Genomic DNA, 15,456 nt, shown 5'->3' with positions numbered 1-15,456 from the left:
GGAATTTAGTTCTCTCATTCTTTGACTGTATTTATGAGACGTTCAGAATAGGCCTGGTACGATCGATCGATTGTAGTCAGCCAGTCCCACGGTCAAAATCTTCTGAATATCTGCGGCTTCGGGGTGGGTTGCGGATATGGCGGCATATTCAAACTCGGGCTCGAAACAACCTGCATTTTTGACACTGTCGGCCGCAATGCCCTTCTGATCCAAATAGTGCGCCAAAACGGTTTGTTCTGCGGTGAAGGATTGGATGCGGCCAAGCTTCAGCATGCGTAGTTGCCGAAACAGAATATCGTTGCCGGATAGATGCGTAACATTTTGCCTGTTCTGCACGTAATTAAAGAACTCCGGGGTATGAACGATGCCCTTTTCAATTGCGATCAATCTTTCTTTCAACGATGTCACACCGCGCCATTCCCAAGCGTCACCGGAGTCTGAGAAAAAACACATGCGGGTGAAGTACAGCCAGCTACTAGGAAAAACGGCGCCGTCTATCCCGTCTTTCAAAACGCCCGGCAATATGTCGAGATGTCCGGTCTGAAGATCTTTGACAGCCCGCGCGAACGGTATTTGTTTAAACTGCAGTTCATATCCAGCCCCTGCAAATGCCGCTTTTAATCCGTCGACAAACGGTCCGCTTTCATCCAGGCAAATAAAAGGACAGCCATCAAACAGAGCCACGCTCAAGACCTTTTTCCGATCTTCCGCTTTGCCGACAGAAGTCATTGTCAAAAATGCAATAAAAACGAGTGCGCAGATGGTGGCGCAAAAGATAAGAAGATGAAAAGTATCCCGTTTTTTCGAGTCGCTCTGCACAGCAATACCAATCTTTGATACGCAGCGTCTCGTGTCAATTGCTTGAGTAGCGCTACGTCAAGCGGTGTTAAATTGCTCTATTTGTTTGGCAAGGAGCATAAAGCGAAGGTGGATGGACTGCAATCTAATCGCGCTACTAAGTGTAAGCTCGATTATCGGTTGGTTGGATGTAGTGTCTTGCAAATCAAGAACATCAGCGGAGCCATTTAGGTGTGTGGCTCGTAAGGTTGAACACCTACGGCACGGACGATGCGCCCTTTTGTCAGGATGGAGCTGTTCCTGAAAGATATTGATGTTGGTTCACGGGGGAGCCTGTCTGTTCGAGACGCTTGGGAATCTGTGTCATGGAATATCGTATTTTGACACAATGAAATGAAGATATGTGAAAATATCTATAAAAATCAAAAGTTTATACTGTCATAAAACTGAATAAAAACTGTCATAGAACTCTCATCCATCGAGCCTAGTTTCCCGGCAGCGCTTGGACGAAACCGCGTCCGGCGTGGATAGACAAACCTTGACATTCAAAGGGAGTGGTCAAGTGAAATTTACGACCCTCGTTAGCGCAACAGCTGTTGCAGTTGCATCCACCGCATTCGTTGGCGCCGCTCAGGCTCGCGACCAGGTTCAGATCGCTGGTTCTTCCACCGTTCTGCCTTACGCTTCCATCGTCGCTGAAGCTTTTGGCGAAAACACCGACTTTCCGACACCGGTTGTTGAGTCCGGCGGATCTTCTGCTGGCCTGAAGCGTTTCTGTGAAGGTGTTGGCGAAAACACCATCGACGTTGCCAACGCTTCCCGCAAAATCCGCGCGAAAGAAATCAAGGCCTGTGCCGAAGCTGGTGTCAAAGACATCATCGAAGTCCGCATCGGTTACGACGGAATCGTATTCGCTTCCCAAAAGTCTGGTCCTGCTTTCACCGCGTTCCAGCCGGCTGACATCTTCAACGCTCTGGGCTCCAAAGTCCTGAAGGACGGCGAACTGGTCGCCAACCCGTACAACAACTGGTCTGACTTCAACGCTGACCTGCCGAACGTTGAAATCGCTGCTTTCATCCCGGGCACCAAGCACGGCACCCGTGAAGTGTTCGAAGACAAGGTTCTTCTGGCTGGGTGTGAAGCAACCGGCGCTTTCGAAAAGTTCCTCGAAGCCGCTGAAGGTGACAGCGACAAAGCGAAGAAAAAAGCTGCTGAAAAAGCGTGTATCGATGTTCGCGCCGACGGCAAGTCTGTCGACATCGACGGTGACTACACCGAGACACTTGCCCGCATCGACTCCAATGCAAACGGCATCGGCATCTTCGGTCTTGCCTTTTATGAAAACAACACCGACAAGCTGAAAGTTGCGACCATGGGTGATGTGGCTCCGTCCACTGAAACCATTGCTTCCGGCACCTACCCGGTTTCCCGTCCGCTGTACTTCTACGTCAAGAAGGCACACATCGGCGTGATCCCGGGCCTGAAAGAATACGCTCAGTTCTTCATCGCTGACGAAATCGCAGGCGGCGACGGCCCTCTGGCCCAGTACGGCCTGGTTGCCGATCCGGAGCTGGCTGCCACTCAGGCATCTATTGCTGCTGAAGAAACAATGAAGTAATTCGGCATTTGCCGAATTAAGAGGGGCGGCTGCACCGCCGCCCCTCGTTTTATTTTGTGACTGTTAAACATCTCGGGGAAGCAGATGCCTTTGTTTTGGCTTGTCTTGATCGTGCTTGCCATTGCGTCCGTTGGGTACGTTGTGGGCCGGTCAAGAGCTTTGGCAAGCGCCGGAGGGGTGCCCAGCCAGCTGCACTCCCTGCCATCTTATTATGGGTCCAACGTTGCCATGAAGGCGGCGGTCCCAGCGTTCTTGATCCTTGTGATCTGGCTTTTGGCGCAGCCGTTTTATGTCAACGGCTCGGTGTCGGGCATGATCCCGGAGAGCGAGATTGCAGAAGGCTCTTCCCGGAGCCTGGTTCTTGCTGAAGTCCGCAGAGCAGCCACGGGCATGGATAATGCCATTGCTCAGAAGCTGATGACGGAAGAGTTTGCCCGCAGCGCCCGCGCCGATGTCACAGATATCACGGCGCGCCTCAAAGAAGCCGGCCAGATTGTAACGTCCGATATCACCCAGCCTATCATGCGCGCGGCCCAGCATTACCGGGTTCTGAGTTCTTCTGGCCGGTTCTACATGTCGATCGTTGTCATTCTGGCGGCGATTGCCGGGGCTCTATGGGGGCTCAAAGAGTCCCATGCCGACTTCCGTGCCCGCAACACCGTTGAACGGGGCGTTCGCAGCCTGCTGATTGCGGCCGCCTCCATCGCCGTTCTCACCACAATCGGGATTGTGCTGTCGCTGGTGTTCAACACGATCGAGTTTTTTAAACTCTATCCCGCCTTCGACTTCTTTTTCGGTCTCACTTGGGCGCCAAGTTTCTCCGGCCGGGGCGGGGATTCCGAACTCGGCATTATCCCACTGCTCTGGGGCACCTTTTATATTTCCTTCGTCGCCCTGGCTGTGGCGGTACCAATTGGCCTCTTTGCAGCGGTTTATCTCTCCGAATATGCCGGGCCGAAAGTCCGCGCAGTTGCCAAGCCAATGCTGGAAGTTCTGGCCGGTATCCCGACCATCGTTTATGGCCTGTTCGCGCTGCTGACTGTCGGTCCGATGCTGGTTTCGGTCTTCGGTGACAACGGTCTTGGCATCATGAAGGCCGGAACCGCCGTCATGACCGCGGGTCTGGTCATGGGCATCATGCTGATCCCATTTGTCAGCTCCTTGTCGGACGACATCATCAATGCCGTGCCGCAGGCCATGCGCGATGGCTCTTACGGTTTGGGTGCAACGAAATCGGAAACCGTCAAACAAGTGATCTTACCAGCCGCGCTGCCGGGGATCGTCGGTGCCATCCTGCTCGCAGCCTCGCGGGCCATCGGTGAAACCATGATCGTCGTGCTCGGGGCAGGGGCGGCCGCACGGCTCAGCCTCAACCCGTTCGAAGCCATGACGACTGTGACCGCGAAAATTGTCAGTCAGCTAACAGGAGATGCGGACTTCGCGTCCCCAGTGGCGCTGGTCGCGTTTGCTCTAGGGATGACACTTTTCGTCGTGACCCTGGGACTCAACATCATTGCGCTCTACATCGTGCGCAAATACCGGGAGCAGTATGACTGATGACCGACGCAACTTTTTCTCCCGATAGTCCAAAGATGCCGGAAAAAGCAGCTGCAAAACCGCGCTCCCTCTATGCAACGGACGATCTGACCCGGAAACGCAATGCGGCTGAAAAGCGCTTCAAGGCCTATGGGATGGGAGCCGTCGGGATCGGCTTGTTTTTCCTGGTGGTCCTCGCGTTTTCGATCGTATCTGAGGGCATTCCAGCCTTCACCCGGACAGTGGTGAAAGTGGAATTCACCATCACCCAGGAACAGTTCAACGCGGCTGAAAAAGAACTTTTCAAGACAAAAGCCTATGAAAAGTTCTTCATTGGAGCTCTTGAACAACAACTCAATGACCGCGGCCTGGAAGTTCCGTTCGACGGTGCTGCCATTGGGCGGATCGTTGGCAAGACCGGCGGCACTATCCGGGAGTATTTTCGTGCCAATCAGGATCAGCTCGGCGAGCCGGTTCGTTTTGAATTGGCCGCAGCCTCCCGTGTTGACGGTTACATCAATGGCCGCGTCACACGCGACAACATGACGGACAGCCGGTTCCTGCAAAAGACAGACCTCGACATCGTCGACGGTCTGGTCGAGGCGGACATTATTGAATCTGTCTTCAACTGGAACTTCATCACCGGCGCCGACTCCGGCGTGGACAATCCTGGTGGTGCGGGCATCGGCGCCTCAGTCGTTGGTTCGTTCTTCATGATGCTGGTGGTGCTGTTCCTCTCCCTGCCGATTGGCGTCGCCGCGTCGATCTATTTGGAAGAGTTTGCCCCGCAAAACCGGATCACGGACCTGATTGAAGTCAACATCTCCAATCTGGCCGCCGTTCCGTCCATCGTGTTCGGGATCTTGGGTCTGGCCGTGTTCATTCAGTTCATGCACCTACCGCAGTCGGCGCCGCTGGTTGGCGGGCTGGTGCTGACCCTCATGACCCTGCCCACAATCATCATCTCGACCCGGGCATCTTTGAAGGCGGTGCCGCCGAGCATTCGCGACGCAGCGCTCGGAGTTGGTGCGTCCAAAATGCAGGCGATTTTCCATCACGTGCTGCCCTTGGCCATGCCGGGCATCCTGACTGGAACAATCATTGGTCTGGCTCAAGCGCTTGGTGAAACCGCACCGCTGCTTCTGATCGGTATGGTCGGCTTTGTGGCCCGTGGGTATCCCGACAGCTTCGTCGGCGGTTTTGTCGAGCCAAACTCTGCAATGCCGGCACAGATCTATACGTGGGCAGCCCGTGCTGACTATGCGTTCTACGAAAAAGCCTGGGGCGGCATTATCGTCTTGCTGCTGTTCCTTCTGACAATGAACTTTATTGCCATTATCCTGCGCCGCAGGTTTGAGCGCCGCTGGTAAGGAGGCGAGACCTATGAATGATATGCCGCAAATCGAACAGGCAGCCGACATGACCGACAGCAAGATTTCAGCGAAAAAGGTCCAGGTCTATTATGGCGATACCCATGCCATCAAAGATGTGGACCTGGAAATCCAGCCTCGATCAGTGACCGCCTTTATTGGCCCGTCAGGTTGTGGCAAGTCGACTTTCTTGCGCACCATCAACCGGATGAACGACACGATCGACATCTGCCGCGTTGAAGGCTCCATCAAGATTGATGGCGAAGACATCTACGATCCAAAGGTCGATCCGGTGCAGCTGCGCGCCAAGGTTGGAATGGTGTTTCAGAAGCCGAACCCGTTCCCGAAATCGATCTACGACAACATCGCCTATGGTCCGCGGATCCATGGACTGGCCCGAAACCGGGATGAGCTCGATGAGATCGTCAGCTCTAGCCTGCAAAAGGCCGGGCTTTGGAATGAGGTCAAGGACCGTTTAAACGAGCCGGGCACCGGCATGTCCGGCGGTCAGCAGCAGCGGCTGTGCATTGCGCGCGCGATTGCGGTGAGCCCGGAAGTCATCCTGATGGATGAGCCCTGCTCGGCACTTGATCCGATCGCGACGGCGAAGGTTGAGGAGCTGATCGATGAGCTGCGGGAAAACTATACGATTGTTATCGTGACCCACTCCATGCAGCAGGCCGCCCGCGTATCCCAGCGCACTGCGTTTTTCCATCTCGGCGTTCTGGTTGAGGAAGGTCCAACACAGGACATCTTCACCAATCCGTCGGACAAACGCACTCAAGATTACATCACCGGCCGCTTCGGCTGACCGGGTTGCACAAGTTTCGAAAGGGCACAGGATGTCTGAACACATAGTCACGGCCTATGATGACGAATTGAACGCCATGGCCGGCCGGATTGCCGAAATGGGCGGGCTTGCAGAAAAAGCGTTTGCCGATGCAGTCTCAGCTTTGGTTTCCGGAGATACCGACTTGGCCAGGAAAGTGGTTTCCGAAGATGCCCGGTTGGATTCCCTGCATCAGGACGTTGAAGAAGATCTGATTGCCATGATCGTGCGGCGTCAGCCGATGGGGCAGGACTTGCGCGAAATCACCGCGGCAAGCCGAATTGCCCATGATCTGGAACGCGTTGGCGATCTTGCCAAAAACGTCGCAAAACGTGCAATCGCCATTGATAGCGATCTTCAGAGTAAGAAGCTGGCAATCGGTGTTGAGCACATGACGGAATTGGCGCTGAGCCAACTGAAGAAGGTGCTCGATGCCTACACCCGGCGCGACGCTGAGGCGGCGCGTCAGGTTCAGGAAGCCGATGCCGAAGTCGATGCGATCTATACGTCGCTGTTTCGCGAACTGCTCACCTACATGATGGAAGACCCGCGGGTCATCACCGAATGCGTCCATCTCCTGTTCTGCGCAAAGAACATTGAGCGCATCGGTGATCATGCCACCAACATTGCCGAAAACGTCTACTTCATGGTGACAGGTGAGCGTTTGCCGGAAGAGCGGACCAAGATTGACGAAACTGGAGCCGTTTAACGGTTGAAGCGGGGTGGCCTTTAGGTGGCTGCACTGCAGAAGTTGAGGCCGGCGTAAAGCGCCGGCTGGTGGAATTGGAGCGAGAATTCATGCCGAAGGTGCTCATCGTCGAAGACGAAGAACCGCTAAGCCTTCTGTTGCGATACAATCTGGAAGCTGAAGGTTATGCCGTGGAGACTTGTGTCCGCGGTGATGAAGCAGAAATCCGCCTGCGCGAAAGCCAGCCCGATCTCCTGTTGCTGGATTGGATGCTGCCGGGTCTTTCCGGCATCGAGCTGTGTCGGCGGCTGCGCGCCCGTGAAGATACTGAACGTCTGCCGGTCATCATGCTGACGGCACGTGGGGAAGAAGCCGAGCGCATCCGAGGGCTTTCAACAGGCGCTGATGACTACGTCGTCAAACCGTTTTCCGTTCCCGAGCTGATGGCCCGTGTCCGGGCGATCTTGCGCCGGGCGAGCCCGGAAGTGGTTTCTACGATGCTTCGGTCCGGCGATATTGAGCTTGACCGCGAAACACACCGGGTTCGCCGCAGCACCAAGGAAATTCACCTCGGGCCGACCGAATTCCGTCTTCTAGAGTTTTTGATGACGTCCCCCGGGCGGGTGTTCTCGCGCGAGCAGCTGCTTGATGGCGTTTGGGGCCACGATGTCTATGTGGATGAGCGGACTGTCGATGTACATGTCGGCCGGTTGCGCAAGGCGCTGAACAAGGGCAAAGCCAAGGACCCGATCCGCACCGTGCGCGGTGCGGGTTATTCCTTCAACGACCAATTTGCTGCTGCCTAAGATAATTGTAGAGGCCTGCCGGAACTTGCGGCAGGCCTCCGTCTTTTGCAGGCAATGAAACTTACTGAAGTTTCAGTACAAGCCGTTTGCCTTCGATCAGTGTCACCGGTACTTCTTGTCCGCCGACATCGAGCCTGTATTTGCCCGGCGGAAACGGAATATCGTTGGTGCCCTCAGTCAGCTTTATGACTTCCGTCCCGGCTTCATCGAAAACCTTGATGTAAAACTTCTTGCCTTCGATTTTGATGCGGCCCGGATTGATCCGCAGATCATCACCAGCTTCAACCGTGAAGTCTTTCCAGGCGGCTTTGCCGAACATGACAGTGTAGGTGCCCGGCGCTAACGGGATCGTCGTCCGGTCCCGGGTGAATTTCTCCACTTCTTCACCCGTATCCTGATCCAGGATCCGGTTAAAATAGGGCTCCGCCATACGAACCAGGGCCGGATCCAATGTCACGGTTTCGCCTTCGGTCAATTTGATGCCGCGCCAGAGTTTTTTGCCAAACCGCACGTCATAGGTACCAGGCGGGAGGGGAAGTTCGTCATTTGACTTCGTCAGCTTCAGCAAAGCCTGACCGGTCGCCGGATCCAGAACATCATGGAAGTAAGGGTTTTTGATTTTCAGGCGGCCCGGATTCAGAACAGTCGTCTCACCTTCGTTGACAACAACATTCTTCCAAAGGGCTTTGCCGAAGGCCACATCATATAGGCCTGCCAAAAGTGGGAAGTCAGCGTGATGCTTGGTGGCTTTTTCTATAATCTCCCCGGTTTCTGGATCCAGGACATCATTGAAATAGGGGCCTTCGACCCTGAGCCGGCCCGGTTCTATTGTTGTGGTTTCATCGGCTCGAACAGCAACGCTTTTCAGCCATTGGGTCTTGCCGAATTTGATGTTGTAGATCCCAGCCGGGAGAACTTTGGACGGGGTGCTATCTGTGAGCACGGCAACCTGCTCGCCCGTTTCGGCATCAACCACTTCGTTGAAATAGGGGGCGATGATTTCCAGCGTTCCTTCCTGCGCCTCGGGAAGGGTGATTGTGATCACTTCATCCTGGATTTCCGGCTCAGCGGTAGCCTCTACCGCCTCTTCCATGGTTTTCGCAAGGTCCACGGCAGAGTTGGCGTCATAGTAGGTGCCACGGGCGGCATCCGCGATGCATTGCAACTGCAGCCGCGCCTGCGGATCGACACCAAAGCCAACTGTATGGATGGTCAGATCCGTATCGGCTTCCGCTAGTTTCTTGGCAAGCAGGCAGGGATCGCCTTCGCAGGTTTCCTTGCCGTCTGAGACGAGAACGATGGCCCGCTTGCCGTTTTCCGGTTTCAGGTCGTCGGCGGCCAATCCAAGAACATGGGTAATGGGCGTATAGCCTTGGGCTTTTAGACCATCCGATGTGTTCACCACACCGGCGCGAACATCTGGCGCGCGGCCGAAAGGAACCAGCATCTGTGTGTCAGTGCAATTGTGTTTGCTGCGGTGGTGCTGGTGTCCATAGGCGCGAAAGGACAGCCGCACGCTGTCAGGGATCTGACCGACGAGGTTTCGCACGGCATTCTTGGCAGCATTGATTTTGACAGTACCGTCGGTGAGGTGGCCGTTCATACTGCCGGAGGCATCCAGGATAAGGGCAACACTTCGGTCTTCCGCAAGTGCTGATGAAGCGGAGAGGGCAAGTGTGGCGGCAAGGCCTAATTTCCAAATGGATTTCATCTTATGTCTCCAGGCAAAACAGTTTGGGCTGACCTCCGTTCCCAAGTCGGGTCCACAAACACATTTGAAGCGTCGGACAAGCGCAGGGGGGCGATCGGCGCCAGGCCTTCATGAGTAGCCGCGAAATCGTGCAAAGGCTGTAATTCACATCACAAATACAAAGTAAAATATTGAGATGAATTATATAGTTAATGAAGTGAATTAGTTTTGGGGTGTATTTTATTATATGTGAGAGTCGATGATTTGATGAGGCGTGCCGAATTTATTTAGTTGGCTTGATGAAAACGATTTTCTGGGAGAATTATTTGTTTTGCGGTTTGAAGTAGTATTTTGAACATGTTGCAACAAAAACAAAAAAAAGCCCGCTGGTGAAGCGGGCTTTAAAGTCGATGTGCTGTACTTGCGGAGTTTTACGATGCTTGAGCAACAGCCTTGTTTGCGCCGCGGCGGCGGTCAGCAATCGGCTGATAGGCGATCTTGCAGTGATGCGCGCAGTAAGGAACACCCGCATCGGACTGGCGTCCGCAGAAGTAGAAGTCGTCTGTTGCCGGGTCACCGATTGGCCATTTGCAGGTCCGCTCGGTGAGCGTCAGGATGGTTGCGCGTTTGGAAATCGGCACCAACTCGGCAATCGGCTCAGCTTCCGGGCGGATCTCAGCAACAGGTGCAGGGGTCGGATCCATCTTCAGAGCGGCAGATCCATGGGTCTGCGGCTGGGCCTGTGGTTTCTTCGGGGTTGCCTGCGCTGTCGGGCTTGCAGTCCGTGCGCGGCGCGGCTTTGTGCTTGGTGTGGATGACTTCGCCCGGCCGGACAGGCCAAGACGGTGCACCTTACCAATAACTGCGTTCCGGGTTACTCCGCCGAGCTCGCCAGCGATCTGGCTGGCGCTCAATCCTTCGCCCCAGAGCTTTTTCAAAAGCTCAACCCGTTCGTTCGTCCAACTCATAACCGCACCCCTTGCCAAGGCCAGTGTTTGGCCAAAATCTCGAATGTGGACACGCGCTCGCATGTCCGCTATGGCATATCTTGTGCCTCTAGTTGATACGCCAGACGAGATGTCGTGTCTGATTGGCTAAAGGTTACAATAACGTTAATTTGTGAAGCAACACTCAGGCTGCAGTCAGTTGGGGATGAACGGACTTTTCCCCAAAAGATGCGAGGTCATTGAGACTTTTACATAATCTGATCCGGGCCCCGGTTTCAGCCATTTCCATTGACACGCCATAGGCCTGCCGGTGTATAAGGTTCCGGCAACGTGCCGCCTTTTGGGCGGCATGTTGCGTTTTTAGCCCATTGTGGTTGCGACCTGTCATTGGCGATTGAGCGGAAATCAACGCGCCGTGCACAGGCTAGAGGAGAAGTAAGAGGTTATGTCCGCGTCCGCGCTTTTTGGAAACTACGCAAGATCGAACTTGTCTTTCGATCACGGGGAAGGTGTCTGGCTGATTGCGAGTGACGGCCGACGATTTCTCGACTGCGGGTCCGGAATTGCGGTGAATTCGCTTGGGCATGGCCATCCTCATTTGGTCAAGACACTGCAGGACCAAGCATCCAAGCTTTGGCACATTTCCAATCTGCATCAGATGCCGGATGGTGCGCGCCTCGCGCAGCGGCTTGCAGACGCGACCTTTGCTGACAAGGTTCTGTTTGTGAATTCCGGGGCAGAGGCCATGGAAGCGGCGATCAAATGCGCCCGCCGGTATCACTATGACCGGAACGAGCCGGACCGCTATCAAATCATCACTTTTGAAGGCGCGTTCCACGGCCGGACGCTGGGTACCATCGCAGCCGGCGGCCAGGAAAAATACCTGGAAGGGTTTGGCCCAAAGGCGCCGGGTTTTGATCAGGTGCCGAATGGCGACCTTGAGGCGTTAAAAGCAATCGTTGGCCCGCAGACCGCTGCTATTGCGATTGAACCTATTCAAGGCGAAGGCGGCATCCGCGAGATCGATTTCGAATTCCTGCGCGCGCTGCGCAAGCTGTGTGACGAAACCGGCGCTCTTTTGATCTTTGACGAGATCCAGACGGGCGTTGGCCGGACAGGCAAGCTCTTTGCGCATCAATGGACCGGTGTAGAACCGGATTTGATGGCAGTTGCCAAGGGAATTGGCAGCGGCTTTCCAATGGGGGCCTGTCTGGCAACCGAGGAAGCTGCATCCGCGCTGGCGCCGGGAACCCATGGCACAACGTTCGGCGGCAATCCGTTGGCGATGGCCGTTGGCAATGCGGTTTTGGATGTTGTCTTGTCAGAAGGCTTTCTGGAAGAAGTTCAGCAAAAAGGGCTGTCCTTCAAGCAGAAACTCTCCGGATTGGTCGACAGCCATCCCAAGGTGTTTGACTCTGTTCGCGGCAGCGGCTTGATGCTTGGCATCAAATGCGTGGCCCCGGTCGGCGAATATGTTGGGGCTGCCCGCGACGCAGGTCTTCTGGCCGTGCCAGCTGGCGACAACGTCGTGCGCATTCTCCCGCCTTTGACCATCACTGAAGACGAGATTGCGGTGGCTGTTGAACGCCTGGAAGAGGCGGCCGTTGCCCTGGAGAAGAAGCTTTTTGAAGGAGCGGCCGAATGACCGCGAGTGGAGCATTCAGAAACTTTCTGGATTTGACCGAGTTTGATGGCAGCGAACTGCGCACCATCCTCGAGGCAGGCAAAAAGATCAAAGCCGAGCGCAACGGCATCCGCCGTGGCGAGGGCCCGCTTGCGGGCAAGGTCCTGGCAATGATCTTCGAACAGCCGTCGACCCGGACCCGTATTTCGTTCGATGTTGGTATGCGCGAGCTCGGCGGTGAGACCTTGATGCTGACCGGCGCTGAAATGCAGCTTGGACGCGGCGAGACGATCGCTGATACCGCGCGTGTCCTGTCCCGCTTCGTCGACGGCATTATGATCCGGATCTTGGACCACAATGATTTGAACGAACTGGCTGAAAACGCGACCGTTCCCGTGATCAATGGTTTGACCAAGATCTCGCATCCTTGCCAGATCATGGCCGACATCATGACGTTCGAAGAACATCGTGGGGGCATTTCCGGCAAAAGCATTGCCTGGACCGGCGACAGCAACAACGTTCTGGCGTCTTGGGTTCATGCGGCCCCGCGCCTGGACTTTGAAATGCGCATTGCGACACCAAGCGAATTGGCCCCGCCTCAGGAGCTGATTGATGCAGCCCGTCAAAAGGGTGGTTCCATTGTGGTGACCGACGACCCATATGAGGCTGTCAAAGGGACCGACTGTGTCATCACCGACTGCTGGGTGTCCATGGGCGATGATGATGCGGAGAGCCGTCACAACCTGCTCAGCGCCTACCAGGTCAACGAGCGGCTGATGGCGGAGGCAAATGGAGATGCGCTCTTCATGCATTGCCTGCCGGCGCACCGGGGTGAAGAAGTCACCAACGAGGTCATGGACGGTCCAAACTCTGTCGTGTTTGACGAAGCCGAAAACCGGCTCCATGCTCAAAAGGGCATTCTGGCCTGGTGTTTCGGCGCAGCTTAAGGCGAAGCCAAAGTGGCACTAAATCTTGAAGAACTGGGCATCAAGCCCGCAGGGCTGGACGCTGTCCGGCCCTTTGCCGTGGAAGAACTGGATGTGCGCGGGCGCAGCGTTGCGCTTGGGCCGATCTTGCAGAAGATCCTGGACCGGCATGATTACCCGGAGCCGGTTTCTCGCCTTCTGGCCGAAGCTATTGTTCTGACGAGCCTGCTTGGAACGTCTCTCAAGTTCGATGGCCGTTTCACACTGCAAACCCAGACCGAAGGTCCGGTGTCGATGCTCGTTGTCGACTTCGAAACGCCCGATGCTATCCGAGCTTGCGCGACGTTTGATGCAGAGCGTGTCGCAGCTCTGATGGAGGCCGGTAAAGCGTCCCCAGAAACCCTTCTGGGGCAAGGCCATTTGGCCATGACGATCGATCAAGGCAAGCACATGCAGCGCTATCAGGGGCTCGTTGAGCTGGATGGTGTATCGCTTGAAGAGGTCGCCCGGCGGTATTTTGAGCGCTCTGAACAGATCCCAACGGAAGTCCGTCTGGGTGTCGGTGAGCTCTACACCCGTCAGGATGGCGAAGCGCCGATCAAGTCCTGGACCGGCGGCGGTATCCTGGTGCAATTTTTGCCCGAGTCTCCTGAGCGGATGAAACAGGCCGACATTGATCCCGGTGATGCGCCGGAAGGGGTGCTACGCCATGAGGTCGATGAAGACGACGCCTGGGTGGAAGCCAAGGCGCTGGTCGACACGGTCAAGGATGTCGAACTGACCGATCCGGAAGTGAGCGTTGAGACGCTGCTTTACCGGTTGTTCCATGAACGCGGTGTCCGCCTATTCGATGCTCAGCCGATTGCGGACAAATGCCGCTGCTCGCGCGACAAAGTTGCCAATGTTTTGGCAAACTTTACTGCCGAGGAAGTCGAGCATGTAACGGTCAATGGGAAGATCGTTGTGACCTGCGAATTCTGCAGCACGGCTTATGAATTCGACAAATGACATGACTTGCGGACTGGCAAATGCCAGTCCGCAATTTGTAATCATTGATACATTTGGTTACACGATTTCTGCCTGTGCTAGCGTGATTTAGCTGCCAGAAATCTTGATTTTTCGCAATGCAAAGTAATCTTATGCGCAGGGTTCACGTATATAGTCGCGTGAGCCATCTTTAATGCGTTGTGGGATAACTGAGTATGTTGCAATCCGTCGACCCGGAAACCGGCAAGGCACCGAGTGCGGAAGTCCTTCCCCCCATAGGACGGCAACCGACCACGTTTGACCGGACGAAGTTGGTCCTGAAAGCCGTGCTTCAGGCGCTCATCGCCTTTGCCATCCTCTTCGGCGCATTTCAGGGCATGAATCACTTGATTGCCACTCGGCCGGAGGTTCCCAAGCGGCCAGTTCAAGAGAAGAGTTACGCGGTCAAAACTGTTGAGGTTGAACAAGGCGACCATGCGCCGATGATTTCGGTCTACGGTGAGACGCTGGCAGGCCGGGAAGTAGATCTGAGAGCGCTCGTTGGCGGGGAGATTGTCGAGGTTCACCCAAACCTGAAAGCCGGCGGCAAGGTCGAAAAAGGCGAAACCCTCATCTCGATTGACCGGTTTGATTATGAAGGCGCCGTGACTGAAGCCCGCGCCAATCTAGCTGAAGGGCAGGCGGCTCTGGTGGAGAACGAGGGCCGGGTGGCGTTGGAAAAGGCCAATCTTGTGCGCGCGGGCGAGCAGCTGGCCTTTGCCGAGCGCGATCTTGTGCGGGCCGAAGAGCTGCTTGGGCGGGGTGCGGCAACCGAGCGGACGGTGGATGACCGCAAGTTGCTTGTCTCCCAACGTCAGCAGAACCTTGAGCGATCTGAAAACACACTTGCCTTGGAAGAGGCAAAGGTCATTCAGCAGCGCGCTTCAGTTGAGCGCTTGGAATGGCGTCTGGAGAACGCTCAGCGCCAATTGGAAAACACAGTCCTAACAGCGCCCTTTGACGCGATTGTCAGGTCTTCGGCAGCCGAGCCAGGACGGTTGGTCAGTGTCAACGATGCGATTGTTTCGCTTTATGACAGCGGTGAATTCGAGGCGCGGTTCATATTGTCGGACAATCAATACGGCCGATTGATTGCAGAAACTGGCTCGGTCGTTGGCCGTCCGGTCGACGTGACCTGGTATCTCGGTGATCAGCCCGTGATCTATCCGGCAACAGTTGGCCGGATTGGCGCAGATGTTGCCAGCAACCGCGGTGGTGTCGACCTCATCGCAACGATTGATATGAGCGCGGCTTCAGTGCCCCTTCGTCCGGGCGCTTTTGTTGAAATTTCCATTCCAGATCAAACTTATGCAGACAGTTTCCGGGTCCCAGAAGCCGCTTACTATGGCGAAGGAACGGTTTATGTCATCGAAAATAGCCGGCTCACAGCGAGAGATGTCAGAGCCCTTGCGATAGACGATGGCTTTATTCTTGTCGAAGGTGATCTTCAGCCCGGTGAAACTCTGCTGGTAACGCGAATTCCGGAAGCCGGTGACGGCCTTCTTGTGAAGGACGTTGATGCGGTCCAGCCGGTGGCAAGCCACTCGGCCGGGGCCTCTGATCAATCAGCAACTCAAACCGCCCAATAACGGAGGCAG

At 55.4% G+C, this 15,456-nt stretch carries 13 protein-coding genes; 10 read left to right on the top strand and 3 right to left on the bottom strand.

Features of this window, described 5'->3' with window-relative positions; all coding sequences use genetic code 11:
• Window positions 1-42 precede the first annotated feature (42 nt).
• The gene (locus FJ695_RS25520; protein WP_141188071.1) at window positions 43-729 is read right to left on the bottom strand and encodes a hypothetical protein; all 687 of its coding nucleotides are present in this window, start codon (window positions 727-729) and stop codon (window positions 43-45) included.
• Between the two features lie 631 nt (window positions 730-1,360).
• On the opposite strand from FJ695_RS25520, the gene FJ695_RS25515 reads away from it, so the two are divergent.
• The 6 genes from FJ695_RS25515 to phoB all read left to right on the top strand — a co-directional run bounded on the left by FJ695_RS25515 (window position 1,361) and on the right by phoB (window position 7,645).
• On the top strand, window positions 1,361-2,416 hold the full coding sequence (locus tag FJ695_RS25515) for a substrate-binding domain-containing protein (RefSeq protein WP_141188070.1): 1,056 nt from the start codon (window positions 1,361-1,363) through the stop codon (window positions 2,414-2,416).
• Between the two features lie 84 nt (window positions 2,417-2,500).
• Window positions 2,501-3,973, top strand: coding sequence for a phosphate ABC transporter permease subunit PstC (pstC, locus tag FJ695_RS25510; RefSeq protein WP_141188069.1), 1,473 nt, complete (start codon window positions 2,501-2,503; stop codon window positions 3,971-3,973).
• Window positions 3,973-5,322: a phosphate ABC transporter permease PstA gene (pstA, locus tag FJ695_RS25505; protein ID WP_141188068.1), complete on the top strand. Its 1,350-nt coding sequence runs from the start codon at window positions 3,973-3,975 to the stop codon at window positions 5,320-5,322. Before pstC ends, pstA begins: the two co-directional genes overlap by 1 nt.
• 13 nt (window positions 5,323-5,335) lie before the next feature.
• Window positions 5,336-6,133: a phosphate ABC transporter ATP-binding protein PstB gene (gene pstB, locus FJ695_RS25500; RefSeq protein WP_141188067.1), complete on the top strand. Its 798-nt coding sequence runs from the start codon at window positions 5,336-5,338 to the stop codon at window positions 6,131-6,133.
• Window positions 6,134-6,164: 31 nt separating this feature from the next.
• Window positions 6,165-6,860 (top strand): phosphate signaling complex protein PhoU, encoded by a 696-nt coding sequence (gene phoU / locus FJ695_RS25495; protein WP_141188066.1) that lies wholly within the window; start codon window positions 6,165-6,167, stop codon window positions 6,858-6,860.
• An 89-nt stretch (window positions 6,861-6,949) separates the two neighbouring features.
• The gene (gene phoB, locus FJ695_RS25490; RefSeq protein ID WP_141188065.1) at window positions 6,950-7,645 is read left to right on the top strand and encodes a phosphate regulon transcriptional regulator PhoB; all 696 of its coding nucleotides are present in this window, start codon (window positions 6,950-6,952) and stop codon (window positions 7,643-7,645) included.
• Between the two features lie 61 nt (window positions 7,646-7,706).
• Here the strand turns inward: phoB and FJ695_RS25485 are convergent, their stop codons facing one another.
• Window positions 7,707-9,356 (bottom strand): VWA domain-containing protein, encoded by a 1,650-nt coding sequence (locus tag FJ695_RS25485; protein WP_141188064.1) that lies wholly within the window; start codon window positions 9,354-9,356, stop codon window positions 7,707-7,709.
• Between the two features lie 410 nt (window positions 9,357-9,766).
• Window positions 9,767-10,303 carry a GcrA family cell cycle regulator gene (locus FJ695_RS25480; protein ID WP_141188063.1) on the bottom strand — a complete coding sequence of 179 codons (537 nt, stop codon included), beginning with the start codon at window positions 10,301-10,303 and terminating at the stop codon, window positions 9,767-9,769.
• Between the two features lie 424 nt (window positions 10,304-10,727).
• On the opposite strand from FJ695_RS25480, the gene FJ695_RS25475 reads away from it, so the two are divergent.
• The 4 genes from FJ695_RS25475 (at window position 10,728) to FJ695_RS25460 (ending at window position 15,447) form a co-directional block, all read left to right on the top strand.
• The gene (locus tag FJ695_RS25475; protein WP_141188062.1) at window positions 10,728-11,927 is read left to right on the top strand and encodes an aspartate aminotransferase family protein; all 1,200 of its coding nucleotides are present in this window, start codon (window positions 10,728-10,730) and stop codon (window positions 11,925-11,927) included.
• Window positions 11,924-12,853, top strand: coding sequence for an ornithine carbamoyltransferase (gene argF, locus FJ695_RS25470; protein ID WP_141188061.1), 930 nt, complete (start codon window positions 11,924-11,926; stop codon window positions 12,851-12,853). The genes FJ695_RS25475 and argF overlap by 4 nt, the downstream gene beginning before the upstream one ends.
• A 12-nt stretch (window positions 12,854-12,865) precedes the next feature.
• Complete coding sequence (locus tag FJ695_RS25465; RefSeq protein ID WP_141188060.1) at window positions 12,866-13,840, top strand: Hsp33 family molecular chaperone; 975 nt, start codon at window positions 12,866-12,868, stop codon at window positions 13,838-13,840.
• Between the two features lie 194 nt (window positions 13,841-14,034).
• Window positions 14,035-15,447 carry an efflux RND transporter periplasmic adaptor subunit gene (locus tag FJ695_RS25460; protein ID WP_141188059.1) on the top strand — a complete coding sequence of 471 codons (1,413 nt, stop codon included), beginning with the start codon at window positions 14,035-14,037 and terminating at the stop codon, window positions 15,445-15,447.
• The last annotated feature ends 9 nt before the right edge of the window (window positions 15,448-15,456 follow it).

The sequence above is a fragment of the Labrenzia sp. PHM005 genome (genome assembly GCF_006517275.1).
GTDB lineage: Bacteria > Pseudomonadota > Alphaproteobacteria > Rhizobiales > Stappiaceae > Roseibium.
This window is presented reverse-complemented; position numbering and strand designations above follow the sequence as displayed.